This window comes from Modicisalibacter radicis (genome assembly GCF_900961225.1).
Taxonomy (GTDB): Bacteria; Pseudomonadota; Gammaproteobacteria; order Pseudomonadales; family Halomonadaceae; genus Modicisalibacter.
The window spans coordinates 100108-120461 of record NZ_CAAHFN010000109.1 but is presented as its reverse complement, the minus strand read 5'-3'; the positions used below and the strand labels follow the sequence as shown (position 1 = coordinate 120461).

The 20354-nt window shown below is 60.5% G+C and carries 15 protein-coding genes and 2 pseudogenes; 9 read left to right on the top strand and 8 right to left on the bottom strand.

Going from position 1 to position 20354, the window contains the following annotated elements; translation table 11 throughout:
* Nucleotide 1: 1 nt before the first annotated feature.
* The 5 genes from HR9077_RS18765 to HR9077_RS18745 form a co-directional block, all read right to left on the bottom strand.
* Nucleotides 2–1225: a phosphopentomutase gene (locus HR9077_RS18765; RefSeq protein WP_136068826.1), complete on the bottom strand. Its 1224-nt coding sequence runs from the start codon at nucleotides 1223–1225 to the stop codon at nucleotides 2–4.
* Complete coding sequence (deoA, locus tag HR9077_RS18760; RefSeq protein WP_136068825.1) at nucleotides 1222–2571, bottom strand: thymidine phosphorylase; 1350 nt, start codon at nucleotides 2569–2571, stop codon at nucleotides 1222–1224. The genes HR9077_RS18765 and deoA overlap by 4 nt, the downstream gene beginning before the upstream one ends.
* Nucleotides 2571–3350: a deoxyribose-phosphate aldolase gene (gene deoC, locus HR9077_RS18755; protein ID WP_136068824.1), complete on the bottom strand. Its 780-nt coding sequence runs from the start codon at nucleotides 3348–3350 to the stop codon at nucleotides 2571–2573. The genes deoA and deoC overlap by 1 nt, the downstream gene beginning before the upstream one ends.
* A 104-nt stretch (nucleotides 3351–3454) precedes the next feature.
* Complete coding sequence (locus tag HR9077_RS18750; RefSeq protein WP_136068823.1) at nucleotides 3455–4717, bottom strand: NupC/NupG family nucleoside CNT transporter; 1263 nt, start codon at nucleotides 4715–4717, stop codon at nucleotides 3455–3457.
* 102 nt (nucleotides 4718–4819) lie between these two features.
* Complete coding sequence (locus tag HR9077_RS18745) at nucleotides 4820–5638, bottom strand: outer membrane protein OmpK (protein WP_136068822.1); 819 nt, start codon at nucleotides 5636–5638, stop codon at nucleotides 4820–4822.
* Nucleotides 5639–5869: 231 nt separating this feature from the next.
* Between HR9077_RS18745 and HR9077_RS18740 the strand changes: the two genes are divergently transcribed.
* Nucleotides 5870–6652, top strand: coding sequence for a DeoR/GlpR family DNA-binding transcription regulator (locus tag HR9077_RS18740; protein ID WP_136068821.1), 783 nt, complete (start codon nucleotides 5870–5872; stop codon nucleotides 6650–6652).
* Between the two features lie 175 nt (nucleotides 6653–6827).
* Here the strand turns inward: HR9077_RS18740 and HR9077_RS18735 are convergent, their stop codons facing one another.
* The gene (locus HR9077_RS18735; protein ID WP_244613362.1) at nucleotides 6828–8237 is read right to left on the bottom strand and encodes a peptidoglycan DD-metalloendopeptidase family protein; all 1410 of its coding nucleotides are present in this window, start codon (nucleotides 8235–8237) and stop codon (nucleotides 6828–6830) included.
* A 379-nt stretch (nucleotides 8238–8616) separates the two neighbouring features.
* Nucleotides 8617–8819 (bottom strand): annotated as a pseudogene (locus tag HR9077_RS18730) (hypothetical protein); the annotation flags it as partial.
* Nucleotides 8820–8984: 165 nt separating this feature from the next.
* Here HR9077_RS18730 and motA point away from each other — a divergent pair.
* Nucleotides 8985–9857 carry a flagellar motor stator protein MotA gene (motA, locus tag HR9077_RS18725; protein WP_136068819.1) on the top strand — a complete coding sequence of 291 codons (873 nt, stop codon included), beginning with the start codon at nucleotides 8985–8987 and terminating at the stop codon, nucleotides 9855–9857.
* A gap of 309 nt (nucleotides 9858–10166) precedes the next feature.
* Here motA and HR9077_RS22520 read toward each other — a convergent pair.
* Nucleotides 10167–10286, bottom strand: a pseudogene (locus HR9077_RS22520) (IS5/IS1182 family transposase); the annotation flags it as partial.
* Nucleotides 10287–10499: 213 nt separating this feature from the next.
* Here HR9077_RS22520 and HR9077_RS18715 point away from each other — a divergent pair.
* The 7 genes from HR9077_RS18715 to cyoC all read left to right on the top strand — a co-directional run bounded on the left by HR9077_RS18715 (nucleotide 10500) and on the right by cyoC (nucleotide 20354).
* Nucleotides 10500–13160 (top strand): heavy metal translocating P-type ATPase, encoded by a 2661-nt coding sequence (locus HR9077_RS18715; RefSeq protein ID WP_244613361.1) that lies wholly within the window; start codon nucleotides 10500–10502, stop codon nucleotides 13158–13160.
* A gap of 130 nt (nucleotides 13161–13290) precedes the next feature.
* Nucleotides 13291–14829, top strand: a complete 1539-nt coding sequence (lnt, locus tag HR9077_RS18710; RefSeq protein ID WP_244613359.1) for an apolipoprotein N-acyltransferase — start codon at nucleotides 13291–13293, stop codon at nucleotides 14827–14829.
* Between the two features lie 56 nt (nucleotides 14830–14885).
* Entirely contained in the window at nucleotides 14886–15407 is a 522-nt protein-coding gene (gene lspA / locus HR9077_RS18705; protein ID WP_136068818.1) for a signal peptidase II, read from the top strand.
* Nucleotides 15408–15528: 121 nt separating this feature from the next.
* Nucleotides 15529–16458 (top strand): cation diffusion facilitator family transporter, encoded by a 930-nt coding sequence (locus HR9077_RS18700; protein WP_136068817.1) that lies wholly within the window; start codon nucleotides 15529–15531, stop codon nucleotides 16456–16458.
* A gap of 332 nt (nucleotides 16459–16790) precedes the next feature.
* Entirely contained in the window at nucleotides 16791–17708 is a 918-nt protein-coding gene (cyoA, locus tag HR9077_RS18695; RefSeq protein ID WP_136068816.1) for a ubiquinol oxidase subunit II, read from the top strand.
* A 4-nt stretch (nucleotides 17709–17712) separates the two neighbouring features.
* Entirely contained in the window at nucleotides 17713–19734 is a 2022-nt protein-coding gene (cyoB, locus tag HR9077_RS18690) for a cytochrome o ubiquinol oxidase subunit I (protein WP_136068815.1), read from the top strand.
* A gap of 2 nt (nucleotides 19735–19736) precedes the next feature.
* On the top strand, nucleotides 19737–20354 hold the full coding sequence (gene cyoC / locus HR9077_RS18685) for a cytochrome o ubiquinol oxidase subunit III (RefSeq protein ID WP_136068814.1): 618 nt from the start codon (nucleotides 19737–19739) through the stop codon (nucleotides 20352–20354).

Here is a 20354-nt window from a genome sequence, read left to right as displayed (position 1 = left end):
CTCATTCGTCTCCGTTCGTGGGGTTCTCTTTCAGCAGCGATCGCCCATGTTCCATCGGCGAAAGGCCGAAATGTGCGGCCAGGGTCTGGCCGATATCGGCGAAGGTGTCGCGGCGGCCGTGGCCGCCGGAGGCGATGACGTCGCCGGCGATCAGCACCGGCACCTGTTCGCGGGTGTGGTCGGTGCCGCGCCAGGTCGGGTCGTTGCCGTGATCGGCGGTGAAAACCAGCAGGTCGCCGGGCTCGAGCCGGTCGATGATCTCCGGCACGCGGCGGTCGAAGGCCTCCAGCGCGCCGGCGTAGCCCTCGGGATCGCGACGGTGACCGTAGAGTGTGTCGAAGTCGACGAAGTTGGTCATCACCAGCGTCCGGTTGATGGCCTCGTCGATGGCGCTGAGCGTGGCGTCGAACAGTGCCTCGTGGCCGTGTGCCTTGATCACCTTGGTGACCCCGCAGTGGGCGTAGATATCGCCGATCTTGCCGACGCCGAGTACCGTGCCGCCGTCGTCGTGCAGCTTCTGCAGTACGGTCGGCGTCGGTGGCTCGATGGCATAGTCGCGGCGGTTGCCGGTGCGCTCGAAGGTGTCCGGCGTCTCGCCGACGAAGGGGCGGGCGATGACGCGGCCGATGTTGTAGGGCATCAGCAGCTCGCGGGCGATCTCGCAGAGTCGGTACAGCCGCTCCAGGCCGAAGTGGGTCTCGTGGGCGGCGATCTGGAACACCGAGTCCGCCGAGGTGTAGACGATCGGCTTGTGGCTTGCGATGTGCTCCTCGCCCAGCGCCTCGAGCACCGGTACGCCGGAGGCGTGGCAGTTGCCGAGCACACCGGGCAGCTCGGCGCGCTCGATCAGTGATTCCAGCAGTTCGGGCGGGAAGCTGTTCTCGCGCTTCTGGAAATAGCCCCACTCGAACAGCGCCGGCACCCCGGCGATCTCCCAGTGGCCGGAGGGCGTGTCCTTGCCCGAGGAGATCTCGCGGGCGCAGGCCCAGGCACCTTCGACGGTTTCGGGAACGTCGACGCCCGCCGCCCAGTCGCCGGTGCTCAGGCGATGGGCATGGTAGAGACCCAGCCTCGCCAGGTTGGGCAGCTGGAGCGGACGACCGGCCTCGAGCCGATGGCGGGCGATGTGGCCGAGGGTGTCCGCGCCGGCATCGCCGTAATCGCCGGCATCCGGTGCGTTGCCGATGCCGAAGGAATCGAGTACCAGCACGATGGCGCGTTTCATGACTGACCTCCGGGTTCGGTGACGCGACCGTCGGGACCGACGATGGCGTGGACCAGCGGGCGCGGCGGGGGCGCCTCGCCGAGCTGCATGGCCGCGCGCAGGCTGGCCGCGGCGCGTTCGACGTCGGCCTCGCTGCGCGCGTGGACGAAGGCCAGGGGGCGCTCGGCGTCGACACGTTCGCCGAGCGCGGCGATATCGCTCAGTCCCACGGCGTGGTCGATCGCCGCGCCGGCCTGGCGGCGACCTCCGCCGAGTTCGACCACCGCCATGCCCAGCGCGCGGGTGTCCATGGCGGCGAGCTGGCCACTATCGCCAGCGTAGACCGGGCGCACGATCGGTGCCCTGGGCAGGTAGTGGTCGCTGCGCTCGACGATGTCCGCCGGGCCGCCGAGCCCGGCGACCATCCCCGCGAAGCGCTCGGCGGCGGCCCCCGAGGCGAGCGCGCTGTCGAGTCGCGCGGCCGCCTCGGCGTCGTCGCCGGCCAGCCCGCCGGCCTTGAGCATCTCGGTGGCCAGCGCGCGGGTCACGCGGTACAAGCGGCCGTCACGCTGCTCGCCACGCAGCACGGCGATCGCCTCGGCGACCTCGACGGCGTTGCCGGCGCTGCCCGCCAGCACCTGGTCCATGTCGGTGATCAGCGCGGTGGTCGGGGTGCCGGCACCGGTGGCGATGGTGGCGATGGCCACTGCCAGCTCCTGGGAGGCGGCATGAGTGGGCATAAAGGCACCGCCGCCGGTCTTGACGTCCATCACCAGCGCATCGAGCCCGCAGGCGAGCTTCTTGCCGAGTATCGAGGCGACGATCAGCGGGATCGACTCGACCGTGGCGGTGACGTCGCGTACCGCATAGAAGCGCTTGTCGGCGGGTGCCAGATCGCCGGTCTGGCCGATGATCGCCACGCCGACCTCCTTGACCAGCCGCCGGAATCGGGCGCTGGAGGGAGCGATGTCGTAGCCGGGAATCGACTCGAGCTTGTCCAGCGTGCCCCCGGTGTGGCCCAGCCCGCGCCCCGATACCATCGGCACGTGCCCGCCGCAGGCGGCGACCCAGGGGCCGAGGATCAGCGACACCACGTCGCCGACGCCGCCGGTGGAGTGCTTGTCGATCACCGGGCCGGGCAGGTCCATGTCGCGCCAGTCCAGCACCTCGCCCGAGTCGCGTATCGCCTCGGTCAGGGCGATGCGTTCGGCGTCGTTCATGTCGTTGAGGAACACCGCCATGGCGAAGGCGCCGATCTGCTCGTCGCCCACGCTGCCATCGGCGATGCCGTCGACGAACCGGCGGATCTCTCGAGCCTCGAGTGCCTTGCCGTCGCGCTTGGCGCGGATGATCTCCGAAGCGAGCATCAGTAGCCTCCCGATGGTGTCCCGTCGCCGGGCTGGGCGATATCGAGCGTGTCGAGCAGGCTGCCGAGCAGGCTCGAGGCACCGAAACGGAAATGCGCGGGGCTGATCCAGGCCTCGCCCATCAGTCGCGCCGCCAGGTCAAGGTACTGTGCGGCGTCGTCGGCGCTGCGCACCCCGCCGGCGGCCTTGAAGCCGACCTCGCGGCCGCTGTCGCGGATTACGGTGAGCATGAGCTCGGCGGCCTCGAGGGTGGCGTTGACCGCGACCTTGCCGGTCGAGGTCTTGATGAAGTCGGCGCCGGCCGCGATGGCGATCTCGCTTGCCCGACGGATCAGCTCGGCATCGGCGAGTTCGCCGCTTTCGATGATCACCTTCAGGCAGCGCTCGCCGCAGGCCGCCTTGCAGGCCTCGACCAGCGCTCGGCCGATCTCCTCGTCGCCGGCCATCAGCGCGCGGTAGGGGAACACCACGTCGACTTCATCGGCGCCGTCGGCGATCGCCTGGCGGGTTTCGGCCTCGGCGGCGGCGACATCGGCCGCGCCGTGGGGGAAGTTGGTTACCGTGGCGATGCCGACCCGTCCGGCCAGCCCGGCAGCGCCGAGCGCCTCGCGGGCGGTGGCGATGAAGCGTGGGTAGATGCAGACCGCGGCCGGGTGGCCGGCGGGGGTGTCCGCCTGGCGACACAGTGCGCTGATCCGCGCCTCGTCGTCGTCGTCGTTGAGGCTGGTCAGGTCCATCAGGGCGAGGGCCCGACGGGCAACGTCTTGGCGTGCTGTCATCGTTAGGTCACCGTTGTACCGTTGTAGAGAGAGCGTGCTGGGAGCGCCGGCGAATCGAGCGCCGCGTGCGACGCTCGATTCGCCGGCCCGGGGCGACAGGTGCTTCAGGCCAGGCTGATGAACAGCCCGGCGATCACCGCGGACATCAGGTTGGACAACGTGCCGGCGAGCACCGCCTTGAGGCCGAAGCTGGCGATTTCGTGGCGACGGCTGGGCGCCATGCTGCCCAGACCGCCGAGCAGGATGGCGATCGACGACAAATTGGCGAAACCGCACAGCGCAAAGGAGAGCACCGCCTGGGTGTGTTCGCTCATCATCTGGCCGGTGGACGCCACCATCTGCTCGCCCTCGATATAGGGGGCCAGATTGATGAAGGCGACGAACTCGTTGACCACCAGCTTCTGGCCGATGAACGAGCCGGCGACGATGGCCTCGTTCCAGGGGATCCCGAGCAGGAAGGCCAGCGGCGAGAACAGCCAGCCGAGGATCATCTCCAGGCTCAGGCTGTCCATGCCGAACCAGCCGCCGACGCCGCCGAGCATGCCGTTGATCAGCGCGATCAGCGCGATGAAGGCGAGCAGCATGGCGCCGACGTTGGCGGCCAGCAGCAGCCCCGAGGAGGCCCCGCCGGCCGCGGCGTCGAGCACGTTGGAGGGTTTCTCCTCGGCCTCGATCTGCTCGACCTGGTGGGCGTCGTCGTTGGGCTTTTCGGTTTCGGGCATGATCAGCTTGGCGAACAGCAAACCGCCCGGTGCCGCCATGAACGACGCCGCGACCAGGTACTCCATGGGAATGCCCAGCGCGGCATAGCCGCCGAGCACCGAGCCGGCCACCGAGGCCAGCCCGCCGCACATCACCGCGAACAGTTCGGAACGGGTCATGTTGGCGATGAACGGACGCACCACCAGCGGCGCCTCGGTCTGGCCGACGAAGATGTTGGCGGTGGCCGACATCGACTCGGTCCGCGAGGTGCCCAGGACCTTCTGCAGCGCGCCACCCAGGATGCGGATCACCCACTGCATGATGCCCAGGTAATAGAGCACCGCGATCAGCGACGAGAAGAAGATGATCACCGGCAGCACCTTGATGGCGAAGATGAAGCCCACGCCGCTGCCGGGGTCGGCGAGGCTGCCGAACAGAAAGGTGATGCCGTCGTCGGCGTATTGCACGACCTGGCTGACGGCGTCGGAGATGGTCTTGAGTACGGCCTGGCCAAACGGCACGTAGAGCACGAAAGCGCCGATGCACGCCTGGATGACGAAGGCGCCACCCACGGTACGCAGGCGGATGGCGCGCCGGTTGCTGGAAAACAGCAGCGCGATCAGGATCAGCACCGCCATCCCGACCAGGCTCATGATAATGGTCATGGGTCTTCCCTTTGTTAACGTCTTGTCAGCTCGAACGGTTCGTCACGCGTCATCGAGACGGGGCCGGTCTCTGCCGAGGAGGCCGGGCCCGCCCATTAAGCCTCAAAGGAAGTTGTATTTCAGCGTGTAGATTATCGCGTTCTGGTAGTGATCCGCGGTGCCCAGCTTGTTGTTGGAGTAGCGGTACTGGACCCCGGTGGTGATGGCCTCGACCGGGTGCCACCACAGCGCCACGGCGCCATTGGTACCCAGGCTGCCGGCCGGACCGTTGACGTAGTTCTCCTCGAGATACGCGTCGTCGCGGTCGAAGGTCTGCTCGTGCCAGTTGGTGATGCTGAAATCCTCGCCATGAGCCTGGAAGTCGTAACCCAGCACCCAGCCCAGCATGTAGCCGTTCTCGCCGCTGTAGGCGCTGGACTGGCTTTCCACCCAGGCCTTGCCGACGAACGGCTTGAACCACAGCCCGTTGTCGAAGGTGTGGCGATAGCCGAAGCCGACGACGCGGTCCTGCTCCTCGCTGTCGTAGCCGTAGTCGCGGAAGTCGTAGACGTGGAAATACAGCGAGAAGGGGGTGTCGCCGAGATAGATGTGCGAGGTCACCTTGGCGGCGCTGCGCCGGTTGTCGCGACCGTCCTCCTCGAGCTGGTCGTTGTGCGGGTTCTCGAAATCGTAGAAGCCGTAGAACTCGCCCCAGTCGAAGCCGACCCCGCCTTCCAGTTCGAGATAGAAGAAGTCGCCCTTGGCGGCATTGGTCTCGGTACGCTGTTCGGTGCCATCCGACCAGTCGAGGTAATTGACCGAGACGTTGGCGAACGACCACAGCGGGTCGAGGCCGGCGGCGTTGGCGGGCAGGGCGTTGACGGCGAGTAGCGCGCCACCGGAGAAGGCCGGGGCAAGACGGCGAAGGGAGGCGTTCAGCATGGGGCAGTTTCCTTGGGTGTTGTAGTTGTCACGCGCAATGAAGGATCACGACCGCACTGCGCGGCGCGGCGGCCGTCGTCGTGAGCGTTCAGGGTGTTATTCAGGTAACACGCAAATGTTATTTTAATAACATGAATAGCCGCAACCCGGGAGCGCTGTCAAACGTCAAAGCTGGGGATTTGCGGCGATCTGGGTAACAATCGGGCCATTGAGCATCAACGGGGAGAGCCAATGAAGGGGCAAAGCGCGATACGCCTGGCGCGATTGCAGCAGGCGCTGGCCAGCGGCGGCACGCTGCGCTTGGCCGATGCCGCGCGGCTGTGCGGCGTTTCACAAATGACCATCCGTCGCGATGTCGCGGCCAGCGGCGGCACCATGACCTTTCTCGGCGGCCGGCTGATGATGGCCGGCGATCCGCAGTTCGCGCCGCTCTACGACCTCGACGAGCAGAAGGGCAGTCATCCGCTGGCCAAGCAGCGGCTCTGTCAGCGTGCGGCGAGCTTCATCGACGAGGGCGATTCGCTGTTCATCGACTGCGGTACCACCTTGATGCCGCTGGTGGGCGCCCTGGGGAACTTCGAGCAACTGACCGTCGTCACCTATGCGCTCAATGTCGCCAATGCGGTCGGTCATCTGGCCAATGTGCGGCTGGTACTGCTCGGCGGGCTCTTCCATGCCTCGTCGTCATCGTTCGAGAGCGACGCCATGCCGGCGGCCATCAGCCGTCTGGGCATCAACAAGGCATTCATATCGGCGGCGGGCATCCACCCCGAGAAAGGCGTAAGCTGCTTTCATTTCCACGAGGTGGTGCCCAAGCGGGCGGCCATCGCCAGCGCCGGTCAGCGCATCCTGGTCACCGATGGCAGCAAGCTGGGGGTCATTCGCCCGGCGTTCTTCGCCGACCTCGATCAGTTCGATATCATCGTCACCGACGCCGAGACCGGCCGACAGCTGGATGAGGCGCAATCAATGCAGTCTCATGAAGATAGAATAAAGGTTGTTTTAAAATATTAAATATAGCCATTCTTGATCGTGGGTTAAGCACCTCGCGATTTGTTAATTTTGTTAAAGTTTTTCTGGTTGCCCAGGCTGATGCGTTTTTAGTTCACCTCTTCCAGTACAGGGAGTCAGCTGCTTTGTTACTCCTCGCAGCCGAAAGCTTGAAGGCAGAGAAGGATGCTAGCTTTTTTTAGGGTTGTTTCGATCGGCTCGCAACCATAGATGAAGTTGTATCGTGATCGAGCTGAGCTAAAAACTGCTTAGCGTCCTTTTTAAAGGCTACTAATGCTTGTCCAGATAAACGCTTGCCTTCCGGTAACTGGACACGCATGGCGTCGACTTGGCTGTTATTAATCATTAATTCATAATGGAGATGCGGCCCCGTGCTACGGCCAGTGTTTCCGGATAGTGCAATCTTTTGACCTATGGAGACGCGCTCACCCTCAGATACCAAACGCTTGGATAGATGCATGTAACGAGTCTTGTAGCCGTTATCATGGCGGATCACAACGTAGTTCCCCGCGCCATTTGCCTGATAGGCCGATTTGACTACACGCCCATTTGCTGGAGACTGGATTGGCGTGCCAGTAATTACCGCAAAGTCAGTGCCTCGATGCGGGCTAACACGGCCGGTGATCGGGTGTTTCCGCCTCAAGTTAAATGACGAGCTTATCCTGTAGTTGCCTTTAAATGGCTTACGGTTAAAAGCTGGAGAAAGACTGTAGCCTTCAGGGGTGTAAAAATTGTCATCAGTAGGGTTTCTGACGACAGCCAAATCTATTTTGGCGCCTTCGTAGTGAGCGGCTAGGATTCGCGAATCAGTATCCTGACCCTCGATCATGGCGACTTCTACCAAAACTTGGAACTGATCTCCACGACGGGTGTCGCGACGAAAATTTATTTTTTTTGATAGTAGGTTACTCAGCTCCAATACCTCTGAGTAAGATAGGCCAGTGGCGCTAGCTGACTGAGCAAAACTGCCATTGACAATACCTGCATATAGTCGCTCCGTTGTCTGAGCCACTTTTTCAAAACGAGTAACCTCAAAGCTCTTGCTGTCGTCACCGCGTTCAATTAGAAGGCCCGAACGACCATCCTCCATGATTCGGAGTGCTGATAATTTACCAGATTCGTTGATCTTAAAGTCAAAGCTATCACCGACGCGCCAGCGAGTGAACGTCTTTTTGTCCGGGATTTTTTTGAGAAGCTGCATAACTTCACTATAGCCTAGACCCAGGGTGCGTTCGGCCATGTCCGCGAAGGTGTCGCCAGCTTGAATGGTATAAGTTTCCCAAGATGGAGCGTATTTTTCGTTGGCTACCAGTTCTTCTTCCAGGTCTACTTTTTCATCGTTATGTATTAGATCGACAGATAAGCCATCACTGGAACTACCACCAGCTTCGCTACCATTGGGTCCAAATGGCGAGCCGGGAAGCCTGATCGCCATATGTAGCGACTGGCTCTCCAGTTTTCTAGCTTTTTTATTGGTTTTTGGATTAGTCTTGTGAGCGCTGGAATTTGACACTCTAGGTGCGCGAACAACGTTGTTTTGGACAACTACTTTAAAAAGGCGAGCATCTTCAACTTCGTCTGTTGCCAATAGGGAGGTTTGCGGTGAGCCTGCCGTGGTCTTGGTGAGTCCGGTGGAAGCCTGAGCGGGGCCCGTATAGTTGGTTCTGGCTTTAACAGCTGTCGTAGTGTCAGCTTGAGCTTGGAAATCTGTAGCTAGCCCAGCGCTTAGCGAACTAACCCCGTTAGGGAGGGCGTCGTCTCTATTATAAGCCTTTAGTACAGAGTATATTTCTTGCGTGCCTAGTAATGTAACTAGCGCGGCTAGGACGAAAATCAGTAGCTTACGGGTGCGAGGCAGGGAACGACGGATTCTTAACATGGGAGCTTATGATAGACCAGATAAAGTTAAATGATGGCATGCTACCCCAAACAACACGCTGTGCCTACCCTACAGGGCAAGCCTATGCGCGACGGTCGACCAGATTGTCCTCCAGCGCCTCGGTCACGCCGCTGTTGTCGAGGGTTTACGCAGCAGCAGAGCGCCGCTGTCGCTGGTGGTGCGTTGGCCGCTCAGCTCGACACGGACAGAGCCGTTGCACGAGGGCGACCAGGTCGTTAGGGTTTCACCCATGGTGAGTAGTCTTCTTGAATCGTGTTCTGCTAGGAACATCTTGATTCTACAAGAGAAAATACTCGCCATCTTCATTTCCAGCCCTGCTTCATGAATAAGCTGGGTTAACGGGAAAAACGACCCCTCGGAGATGCATGCCCTCAAGCTCAGGAGAATGGCGCCGATATTAAGTGATTGGCTTACCAAATGAAAGGCAGTTTCACTATGTTACTTGTTCTGGGCTATATCATAGTTACCGTATCGGTTTTTGGCGGATATCTGATGATCGGGGGGCATCTCGGTGCACTCTATCAGCCTGCTGAGATCCTGATGATTGCCGGTGCGGCAATAGGTGCCTTCATAGCGGCCAATAACGGTAAGGCGATCAAGGCGACCTTTCGTACCTTTTCCAAGCTCAAACAGACGAAGAAGTATAACAAAAACATGTACATGGAGCTCATGGCCCTTCAGTACAAGCTGCTTTCTAAGGCGCGACGCGATGGCATGATGGCTATCGAGCGGGACATTGATGATCCTGGGAATAGTGCGCTCTTTGCGGAGTATCCCAGGTTGCTCAGCGATCCGATGATCATGGCATTTCTCACCGATTACCTGCGTCTCATGGTCAGCGGGAACATGGACCCGTTCGAGATCGATGCTCTCATGGAGCACGAGATCGAGACTTTCCAGCATGAAGCAGAAGTGCCGGCGCATGCCTTGCATGCTGTAGGCGATGGCCTGCCTGCTTTTGGCATAGTGGCAGCTGTTATGGGTGTGGTGCATGCGCTTGGTTCGGCAGATCAGGGTGCTGATGAGATGGGGATACTAATTGCCAACGCGCTTATCGGAACTTTCCTAGGAATTTTGCTGGCCTATGGCTTCGTCAACCCGGTTGCGGCACGTATTCACCATCAGGTGGCCGAGGCTGTGAAAATGCTGCAGTGCATTCGTGTCACATTGATGGCTAGCCTCAACGGTTATGCCCCTCAGCTGGCCGTCGAATTCGGCCGCAAGGCGCTCTTTACCGCAGAACGCCCGACATTCGAAGAGCTCGAAGAGCATGTCCGTGCTTCCAAAAACACCAATGGGACTCCCTGAGCCCCGTGGGTCTCAGGCGGACGAATCGACGAAGAGTTCTCGGGCTCAGCCGCCTGAATCAGCGTCGGATGCCTTCGGTGCGCGCTGAGTTTCTGGCTAAAGGAATCGCTGATCAATTCGATCGCGAGCGCCTTTGGCACTCAGCACTGCAACCCCTGCTTCTCAGCGGTTAATTACTGATCTCCACAGGTGGCTTATTTCCCCGACAGCCGGGTTATCCGGCTGCCAGGCCAGATTCAAGGCGTACTGGCCCCATCAACTTGGCCCTCGCATCATGTCGCCAGTACCAGATTGGTCAGCCCCAACAGGATGAAGCGTTGCGCCCGGTTCTTGGCCAACCCCTTTATGGGCCTTCAGACCGAAATACCCCTGGTTGCCCTTATTGGTCTGCTTCATCTCCGGATCACGCTGCTTGGCCTTGTTCTTGGTAAAGAAGTAAAGAAGAAAGCTTCCAAGATCGCAGAAAACGGCGCTGCGGCGAGCACCACACGATCAGCGGACCATCGCTGAACAGACCGACGAAGATGGCAATCAATAGCAGTCCGCCTCGCATGTCGGCTCACCAGTCATGACAGCAAGCCTTGATTCTATAGCCACTATAGGGTTTAGGTTTGGTCGATCAATGATTTCGAGGTGGTTTTCATGACAGATGAAGTGGGCAGACAATCTGATAATACCTACCAGTGGACCGTTCATGGCATGGATTGCCCGAGCTGCGCGGGTAAGATCCGTGGTGCGGTGGAGCGTCTGAAAGGCGTTTCCGACGTACGCGTTTCGGTGATAACGGAGACGCTGACGCTCGAGTTGGACTCGCAACGAACGTCGATGGAACAAGTCGAGAAGACCGTCAAGCGGCTTGGCTATGGCGTCCAGTTCACGCCTACTGCCGTCGAACAGGAGAGTGGTCCGCACGAGCGTCATTCACAAAACAGCTATGACGATGGCCATGGCCACACGCATGATCACGCCCATTGCCACGACCATGATCACGATCACGCCCATTGCCACGACCATGATCACAGTCATGACAACGCAGACGACGTAACGACAGCTGACGCTGAGGGCTCGCTCAGTTGGAAGGTCGGTGGTATGGACTGCGCCAGTTGCGCGGCGAAAATTCGTGGTGGTGTGGAGAAACTCCCGGGTGTCTCCAACATCAAGGTCTCGGTGATGAACGAGACGCTCACGCTGAAGCTCGATGAGCAGCTGACCTCACCGGATAGCGTCGAGAAATCGGTCAAGCGGCTCGGGTATAGTGTGACGCCGCGCACCGGCTCAACCGGTCATGGCTCGAATGGTGCTTGCGCCACAGCTGACGAGGGCACTGCAGAGGCGGCATCGGCGACCTCCAAGCGCTGGTTCATGCATGGCAAGGGCCGGCTGGTGGTCATGACGGGAGCCGTGCTGCTGGCCGCGGTGGCGGTGCGCCTGGTGGTCTCGGAGTCGCTGGCTTATTGGGGGTTCGTTCTGGCGTGTCTGGTCGGGCTGCTCCCCGTATCGAAACGTGCCTTTTCCGCCGCGCGCGCGGGGATGCCCTTCACCATCGAGATGCTGATGACCATCGCCGCCGGTGGCGCGCTGATCATCGGTGCCGCCGAGGAGGCGGCGTTGGTGGTCTTCCTGTTCGCCGTCGGCGAAGTGCTTGAAGGGGTGGCCGCGGATCGTGCCCGCTCGAGCATTCGCGCGCTGGGTGATCTAGTGCCCAAGAGCGCGCTGGTCGAAGACATGCAGGGGGGCACCCGCAAGGTCAATGCCGCGGATCTGAAGATCGGGCAGATCGTCGTCGCGCGCCCCGGTGACCGGATTCCTGCCGACGGACAGATCATTGAAGGAATGTCGTCCATTGATGAGTCGCCGGTGACTGGAGAATCGGTACCCAAGAGCAAGACCACGGACGAACTGGTCTTTGCCGGGTCCATCAATAATGATGCCGTCCTGCGGATTCAAGTGACCAAGGCACCTGAGGACAATACCATCGCGCGGATCATCCGCCTGGTCGAGGAAGCGCAGGAAGCCCGTGCGCCCACCGAGCGCTTCATTGATCGCTTCAGCCGCGTCTATATGCCCGTTGTGGTGGGGACTGCGCTACTCGTTGCGATTATCCCACCGCTGTTTTTCGGTGGTGTTTGGGGTGAATGGGTTTATCGTGCGTTGGCGCTATTGCTGATCGGTTGCCCGTGCGCGCTGGTGATTTCGGTGCCGGCATCGATCGCTTCGTCGTTGTCCACTGGGGCACGCCGTGGGCTGTTGATGAAGGGTGGCGCGGTGATCGAGTCAACCGCCAAGGCCAGTCTCGTGACCTTCGACAAGACTGGCACCCTGACCGCCGGGAAGCCGGTCGTTACCGACGTGCAAGCGGCTTCCGATGACTTCGATGAGGCCGACGTGCTTGCCCTGGCAGCCAGTGTCGAGGCCGGCTCCAGCCATCCGCTCGCCGAGGCGGTGCTGAACCATGCCGAATCACGCCATATCACGTTTTCCCAAGGGATGGACGCGCGCGTCATCGCCGGCCATGGTGTCGAAGCAAGCGTTGACGGCCATCGCAGCTATGTTGGTTCGCCACGCTATGCTGAGGAGCAGGGCGTGCTGACAGAGGTTATTAAGGCGCGGGTCGCAGCGCTAGAGGAACAGGGCAAGACCTCCGTCGTGGTGTTCCGGGGCGGCACCATCGTCGGGCTGATTGCCATGCGTGACGAGCCGCGCAGGGACGCCATTGAGGGCATCAAGGATCTCCAGTCACTGGGCATTCGCTCGGTGATGCTGACCGGCGACAACCCACGTACCGCGAAAGCGATTGCTGACCCCCTGGGTATCGAATTTCAAGCTGGGCTGTTGCCTGACGACAAGGTCACGGCAATCAAGGAAATGGTTGCCAAGGACCGGGTGGTCATGGTGGGCGATGGGATCAACGATGCACCTGCACTGGCCACCGCACACGTCGGCGTGGCCATGGGGTCGGGCACGGATGTTGCCTTGGAAACGGCCGACGGCGCCTTGCTGCGCAACCGCGTGACCGATATAGCGACCATGATTCGTCTGGCTCGTGCTTCCATGAACAACATTCGCCAGAACATCGCCATTGCGCTGGGACTGAAGGCGGTCTTCCTGTTGACGACCATCTTTGGCCTGACCGGATTGTGGCTGGCCATCATGGCCGATACCGGCGCGACCGTACTGGTGACGCTGAATGCGTTGCGTCTATTACGCTTCGAGAGACGTCAGGGCCCGACACGAGGTGGCGGCGCAACGGCCGATGCCTCGCCGAAGGCCTCGGTGTCTGCCGGCTCGGCAGCGAGTGCTTAAATCGGACGCTCAGAGAACAGCCAGGGAAGCTTGAGATTGGGGTGGCTGGCTGAACGAATGGACTGATGTGATTTTACTGAGGGAGTAGAAAGCATGAGTGACAGGGCTGGTATGGTCTGCGGAGGCGTGAGTGCCGGGCGATAGCGACACGTTAGGCTCAAGCCTGTTCGCTGGCGTTTGCGAAAGGCCGCTGCTGAAAGGGGCGTCGGCACTACTGGCAGGGAGCGCATTGCCGTTTGCCTTTGCTCCTGTGGCTTGGGCGTGGCTGGCGGTAATTGCGCTAGCCGCGTTTTTTGTCCTTGTCGCACAACCTTCAAAGCGTCAGGCGTTGTGGTCGGCCTACCTATTTGGTCTCGGCTACTTCGGTGTAGGTGTCTCCTGGGTCTATATCAGCATTAGTGAGTACGGTAATGGACCCCTGGTGGCCGTGCCTGCTACGGCTGCCTTTGTCTCGCTGCTGGCCCTTTTTCCATGGAGCGCTGCGTACCTCGTGCGCCGCCTGCGTCCTGAAATGGATGGAGTGGCGCTCTGGCTGGGGCTGCCGATGGCCTGGGTGCTGAGTGAATGGGCGCGCACCTGGTTCTTGACCGGGTTTCCCTGGCTCTTTATCGGTTACAGTCAGGTCGACACCACGCTCGCCACCGTCGCGCCGGTGTTCGGTGTACTTGGGGTAAGTTTTCTGGTGGCATTGCTCGCCGGCGGGCTTGCCTGGGTCGTGCTGGGCCCCAGCCTGCGCCGTGTTGCGGCAGCCGGTGGCGTGTTGGTCGCCGTTCTCGCCGGTTTGCAACTGCTGGACCGTGAGTGGACGCAGCCAGCCGCCGAACCGCTCGATGCCGCCCTCTTGCAAGGGAACATTGGGCAAGGCCAGAAATGGGACCCGGATTACCGGGATGTCACGCTTGAGCGCTATCAGGCGCTTACCGAGCAGCAACTCGGGGCCGATATCGTGATCTGGCCGGAAGCGGCGATTCCGATGTGGTATGACCAGGCCTCTGAGTATCTGGCGGGACTCGAGACACTCGCCGACCAGGCCGGCACATCGTTGATGGTAGGTGTCCCGGTACGCGAGGCGAATGGCCGCAACTACAACGCGGTGGTCAGCCTCTCCGATCCGTCGGGGTTCTACTACAAGCGCCATCTGGTGCCTTTTGGCGAGTATGTTCCATTTCGGGATATGTTGGGGTCGGCCCTCGACGTGCTCGGGGCGCCCATGTCCGATTTCACGCCGGGCCGGGAGGCGCCTGTGCTGCAAGCGGCAGGAGTGCCCGTCGGGGCCTTCATCTGTTACGAGGCAATCTTTGGTGCCGAGGTCACCGAGCTGCTGCCCGAAGCGCAGCTGCTGGTGAATATCAGCAACGATGCCTGGTTCGGCCGCTCGCTCGGCCCCCTCCAGCACTTCCAGATGGTACGCATGCGGGCCATTGAAACCGGGCGCGATCTGCTCAGGGCTACCAATACGGGGGTCACTGCAGCCATCGGTCATGAAGGCAAGGTGATCAAGCGCGCTCCGCAGTTCGAAGTGGCCACCCTCAACGTCGAGGTCACGCCGCGCACTGGCGCGACTCCTTACGTGCGCTGGCGTGACTGGCCAGTGCTCGGCCTGATCGCACTCGGACTAGGCTTGCTCCTGGTCAGCCGAATCCGCCGGCATCAGCGGGCGGGTACATGACGCTTGCCGCTCCACGGCGAGCAGATTCTAGATCTGAATCCGGAGGAAAAGGGGATATGCCCACTTATAGCCAGCAGGTTGCGGAGCAAGGCCGCGAGCCGGGAAGGGCCATGCACTGGCTGTGGCTCTCGTTGCTGCTGCTGGGGGTGGACCAGGTAAGCAAGTACATTGCCCGTGTCACGCTCGCGTATGGAGAAAATGTCTCCGTCACCTCCTTCTTCAACTGGACTCATCGTCATAATCCGGGCGCGGCGTTCAGCTTTCTCGCGAATGCCGGTGGTTGGCAACAGCCGTTTTTCATCGGGCTGGCGCTCGTCATCTCGGTGTTGCTGGTGTACTGGCTTTGGCGCTCACCGCGCATACTGAGTTATCGGCTCGCACTCAGCGCCATCCTCGGCGGGGCGCTGGGCAATGTCATGGATCGCTTGCGGCTAGGCTACGTGGAGGACTTTCTCGACTTTCACTACGCTCACTGGCACTGGCCGTCGTTCAATCTGGCGGACGTGTGGATTGTTGTGGGTGCCGTGCTGTTTATCTGGACGGAAGTACGGCATCAGCCAGACAAGCGTTGTCGCTGACTCTGTTGACCATCAGCCGTGACTTCTAGGGGCTGTTGGGGTTTGCGCGCGACCGCGGCGCAACGTCAATAGGCCCTTGCGTAAAGCAGTATCTTCTCGGGGAAGCACAAGGAGCCCAAGCATGTCTGGTCACACTCATAATCACGGCAGCGGCCACAGCCACGGCCACGGTAGCGGTAAAACGTTGCTGTTCGCATTGGTATTCACGACCGGCTACGCCATCGTCGAAGTCATAGGCGGCCTGATGGCCGACTCGTTGGCACTGCTGTCGGACGCCGGTCACATGATGACGGATTCACTGTCGCTTGGGGTCGGTGCCTTTGCCGCATGGCTGGCGAGCAAGCCCGCATCACGCAAACATTCCTTCGGCCTCCAGCGCGCGGAAGTGCTTGGCGCGCTGTTTAACGTCCTGTTCATGTTCGCGATTATCGCCTACATCGCCTACGAGGCGATTCGCCGCCTGGCTGATACCCCGGAGGTCAGCGGTGGCGTGGTTCTGGTTATCGGTGGGGTCGGCCTGCTGGTGAATATCATTGTCGCCTGGGTATTGATGCGCGGCGAACGGACCATGAATGTGCGCGGTGCACTGCTGCATGTGATGGGCGATCTGCTGGGGTCGATCGCCGCGCTCGCCGCGGGGGCGACCATCTACCTGGGCGGTCCGTACATCGTTGACCCGATATTGTCGTTGTTCGTCAGCTTGCTGATCCTGGTATCCGCCGTGCGGCTGCTGCGCGAGGTGGTCCGGGTCTTGATGGAAGGGGTGCCGCATGGTGTCGATGCCCATGAAGTGGGCCAGGCACTGACCGAAATCGAAGGCGTACGCGCAGTTAATGAGATGCATATCTGGAGCTTGTCCTCAAGCAACCATGCGCTGGCCGCGCATGTCGAGCTGGAAGCCATGGCTCACTGGGAGAGTGTATTGCCGCAAATGCGACTGATCCTTCAAGAGCGCTTCGGTATTTCCCACACCACCCTGCAACCGGAGGATGCGGCAATCCGCCGGGCCCGCGACGCCGATCCTGATGGTGGTGTCGGTAGCCTGGAGTAGCTTGTAATGCAGGCCAAAGGATTGCGTAGCTGTCAAGGTGCGCAACCCTGCGGCAAATCGTCCCTTCTCATAGGCGCTCGATTCGAGCACAATGCCCGCGTTTCGCGGTGTGTGGTCTAGCATGTCGCCCATGCTTGCCGAATCCAGTCCACGCCGGATTCTCGAGCCAGTACGTCATTTCTAATAAGCCACTGCCCAGCAGTGCCCAGGCGGTCTGCCGTACGCACCGGACAGGCACCTTGGCAACAACGTCGTGACGACGGCACTCAAGGGTCGTGTTCCTGGCGCACCTGTTGCCGATGGTCGTCTCCATGCTCTGACGAGGTCGAGAGATGAGGAAAAAGAAATACTCCCCCATTTTAACTATATTGCCGCTATTGCTGCTGCCATTGCTGTTGAGTGGCTGTAGCTCGGCGCTGATGGATCCGCAGGGACCCGTCGGGGAAGCACAGAAGTCGCTGATTATCACGGCCTTCTTGCTGATGATGATCGTGGTGATTCCGGTCATCGTGATGACCGTCGTCTTCGGCTGGCGTTACCGCGCCACCAATCTGGCCGCCAAGTACACGCCGGACTGGGCCCACTCGAACAAGATAGAGATCGTCGTCTGGCTCATACCCTGCGTGATCATCCTGTTCCTGGCCATCATCACCTGGAAAACCTCGCACTCGTTGGCGCCACAGAAGCCGCTCGGGACAAAAGCCGAGACGCTCGAGATCCAGGTCGTCTCGCTGGATTGGAAGTGGCTATTCATCTACCCCGAGCAGGATATTGCCGCAGTCAACGAGGTGGCCATTCCCGTCGACGTGCCCGTTCACTTCCATGTGTCCTCGGCGTCGGTGATGAATTCGTTCTTCATACCCGCCCTGGGTAGCCAGATCTACGCCATGGCGGGCATGGACAACGATGTCAACCTGATCGCCAGTGAGGTGGGCGTCTATGACGGCAGGTCGACCAACTACAGCGGTGCCGGCTTCTCGGAGATGCTCTTCGACGCACGGGCAATGCCCCAGGGAGAGTTCGAGGCCTGGGTCGACAAGGTCAAGCAGGCGCCCAAGTCGCTTACATTCAACGGCACTTACCCGAAGTTGGCGGAACCGTCAATCGATGTTCCGGTGCTCTATTTCTCCGACGTATCGCCCGAGCTCTATCGCAATATCATCGAGAGCTTCAATAACGGCAGACGTGGAGAAGGTGGAAACAACGGCGGTGATAGCGAGGCACCTATGAGCGCGGAGGCAGCGGAGTAACATTATGTTCGGAAAACTGAGTCTTGACGATATTCCCTATGAACAGACAATCCTCGTGGCCACCGCCATCGCCATCGCGCTTGGTGGCCTGGCCATCTTTGGCGGGCTGACATACACCAAGCGGTGGAAATGGCTGTGGTCGGAATGGCTGACCTCCGTCGATCACAAGAAGCTCGGCATCATGTACTTCCTGGTGGCCCTGGTCATGCTGCTGCGGGGGTTTGCCGACGCCATCATGATGCGTACTCAGCAGGCCATGGCCGCCGGCGGCGCCGAGGGGTATCTACCCCCCGATCACTATGATCAGATATTCACCGCCCACGGCGTGATCATGATCTTCTTCGTCGCCATGCCCATGGTCATCGGCCTGATGAACCTGGTGGTGCCGTTGCAGATCGGCGCGCGCGACGTTGCCTTCCCGTTTTTGAACAACCTGAGCTTCTGGCTGTTCATCGCCGGTGTGGCGTTGACCATGATCTCGCTGTTCGTCGGTGAGTTCGCCAAGACTGGCTGGCTGGCCTACGCACCCTTGTCGGGGATCGAGTACAGTCCCGGCGTGGGGGTCGATTACTGGATATGGGGGCTGCAGATATCGGGCGTCGGCACGACGCTGACCGGTATCAATTTCTTCGTCACCATTCTCAAGATGCGCACCAAAGGCATGACGATGTTCCGCATGCCGATCTTCACCTGGACTGCGCTGTGCACCAACGTGCTGATTATTCTGTCCTTCCCGATTCTGACCGCGACCATCGCGATGCTGACCCTTGATCGTTACCTGGGGATGAATTTCTTCACCAACGACATGGGCGGCAATATAATGATGTATGTCAACCTCATCTGGGCCTGGGGCCATCCTGAGGTGTACATCCTGATTCTGCCGGCGTTCGGGGTATTCTCCGAGGTCATCGCGACGTTTACCAAGAAGCGCCTGTTCGGCTACACCACCATGGTCTGGGCCACGATGGTCATCGCCTTTCTGTCGTTCACTGTCTGGTTGCACCACTTCTTCACCATGGGCGCGGGCGCCGATGTCAACTCCTTCTTCGGGATCGCGACGATGATCATCGCCATTCCGACCGGGGTGAAGATCTTCAACTGGCTGTTCACCATGTACCGTGGCCGTCTGTCGTTCACGTCGCCGGTGCTGTGGACGATCGGCTTCATCATTACCTTCACCATCGGTGGCATGACCGGTGTGATGCTGTCGATTCCTGCGGCCAACTATGTGCTGCACAACAGCCTGTTCGTCATCGCCCACTTCCATAACGTCATCATCGGTGGCGTGGTGTTCGGCATGATGGCGGGGATGACTTACTGGTTCCCGAAGGCTTTCGGATTCACGCTCAATGAGAAGTGGGGCAAGCGTTCCTTCTGGTTCTGGATCATCGGTTTCTATGTGGCCTTCATGCCGCTTTACGTGCTGAGCTTCTTCGGTGCCATGCGTCGCATGCAGTCTTACGCTGATCCCGACTGGCAGCCGTACTTCATCGTGGCCTGGGTGGGTGCGATACTGATCCTGCTGGGCATTGCCTGCACCGCCATCCAGATCGTCGTGAGTATTCGCGATCGCAAGAAGAATGTGGATATCACTGGCGACCCGTGGGATGCCCGGACACTCGAGTGGGCGACATCGTCACCGGCACCGCACTATAACTTCGCGCATCTGCCGCATGTCGAATCTCGCGATACCTTCTGGGAGCTGAAGAAGCACGGCAAGTTCGAGCTGTCAGCGCCGCCCTATGAAGATATCCACATGCCCAGAAATACGGCGGCGGGCCCGATCATCGGCGCGTTCAGTATCGCCTTCGGCTTCGCGCTGGTCTGGCATATATGGTGGCTTGTCGGCGTGGGTGCCGCCGGCATGTTCATCGCCTTCATGATGCGGGTCTTCAACGACGACATTGACTACTACGTCCCGGCGGCGGAAGTCGAACTGATCGAGAAAGAGCACCATGCACGACTCGTCAATGCCGGCAGCGATGCCCGCAACGAGGCGGATGATAACCTGGGGGTGCAGGCGTAATCATGGCAACCGATACTCTTAACAAGCACGACGCTCATGCCCAGTCCGGGCATGAGCACCACGATGCCTCAGAGATAAAGCAGTTTGGTTTCTGGGTCTACCTGATGAGCGATCTGGTGATCTTCGGGGTGCTGTTCGCTACTTATGCCGTGCTCTTTTCGGGCACGGCGGGCGGTCCGTCGGCGGACGAGATTTTCAGTCTGCCATTGATCCTGGTCAACACCTTCCTGCTGCTGGTGAGCAGTTTCACTTTCGGCATGGCGGTGCTGGCGATGAGCGCCAACCGTATATCGCAGGTCAAGGCCTGGCTGGTGGCCACTTTCCTGCTGGGCGCCGGCTTCATCGGCCTGGAACTTTACGAGTTCACGGAGTTGATACTCGAGGGTTTTGGACCCGATCGTAGCGGCTTCCTGTCGGCCTTCTTCACACTGGTGGGGACCCATGGTCTGCACGTGACCTTTGGTCTGATCTGGATCCTGGTAATGCTGGTCCAGTTGCAGACCAAGGGCCTGAACGAGATGACACGAGCGAGGATCATGTGCCTGAGTCTGTTCTGGCACTTCCTGGATATCGTCTGGATCTGCGTCTTCTCCTTCGTCTATTTGCTGGGAGTCCTTTGA

Bases quoted from the DNA above. Each gene is read 5' to 3' on its own strand.
- HR9077_RS18740 (WP_136068821.1), top strand. From the start codon at position 5,870: ATGAAGGGGCAAAGCGCGATACGCCTGGCGCGATTGCAGCAGGCGCTG.
- HR9077_RS18715 (WP_244613361.1), top strand. From the start codon at position 10,500: ATGACAGATGAAGTGGGCAGACAATCTGATAATACCTACCAGTGGACC.
- HR9077_RS18700 (WP_136068817.1), top strand. From the start codon at position 15,529: ATGTCTGGTCACACTCATAATCACGGCAGCGGCCACAGCCACGGCCAC.
- deoA (WP_136068825.1), bottom strand. From the start codon at position 2,571: ATGCTCGCTTCGGAGATCATCCGCGCCAAGCGCGACGGCAAGGCACTC.
- HR9077_RS18745 (WP_136068822.1), bottom strand. From the start codon at position 5,638: ATGCTGAACGCCTCCCTTCGCCGTCTTGCCCCGGCCTTCTCCGGTGGC.
- HR9077_RS18750 (WP_136068823.1), bottom strand. From the start codon at position 4,717: ATGACCATTATCATGAGCCTGGTCGGGATGGCGGTGCTGATCCTGATC.
- cyoA (WP_136068816.1), top strand. From the start codon at position 16,791: ATGAGGAAAAAGAAATACTCCCCCATTTTAACTATATTGCCGCTATTG.
- deoC (WP_136068824.1), bottom strand. From the start codon at position 3,350: ATGACAGCACGCCAAGACGTTGCCCGTCGGGCCCTCGCCCTGATGGAC.
- cyoC (WP_136068814.1), top strand. From the start codon at position 19,737: ATGGCAACCGATACTCTTAACAAGCACGACGCTCATGCCCAGTCCGGG.
- motA (WP_136068819.1), top strand. From the start codon at position 8,985: ATGTTACTTGTTCTGGGCTATATCATAGTTACCGTATCGGTTTTTGGC.
- lspA (WP_136068818.1), top strand. From the start codon at position 14,886: ATGCCCACTTATAGCCAGCAGGTTGCGGAGCAAGGCCGCGAGCCGGGA.
- cyoB (WP_136068815.1), top strand. From the start codon at position 17,713: ATGTTCGGAAAACTGAGTCTTGACGATATTCCCTATGAACAGACAATC.
- HR9077_RS18765 (WP_136068826.1), bottom strand. From the start codon at position 1,225: ATGAAACGCGCCATCGTGCTGGTACTCGATTCCTTCGGCATCGGCAAC.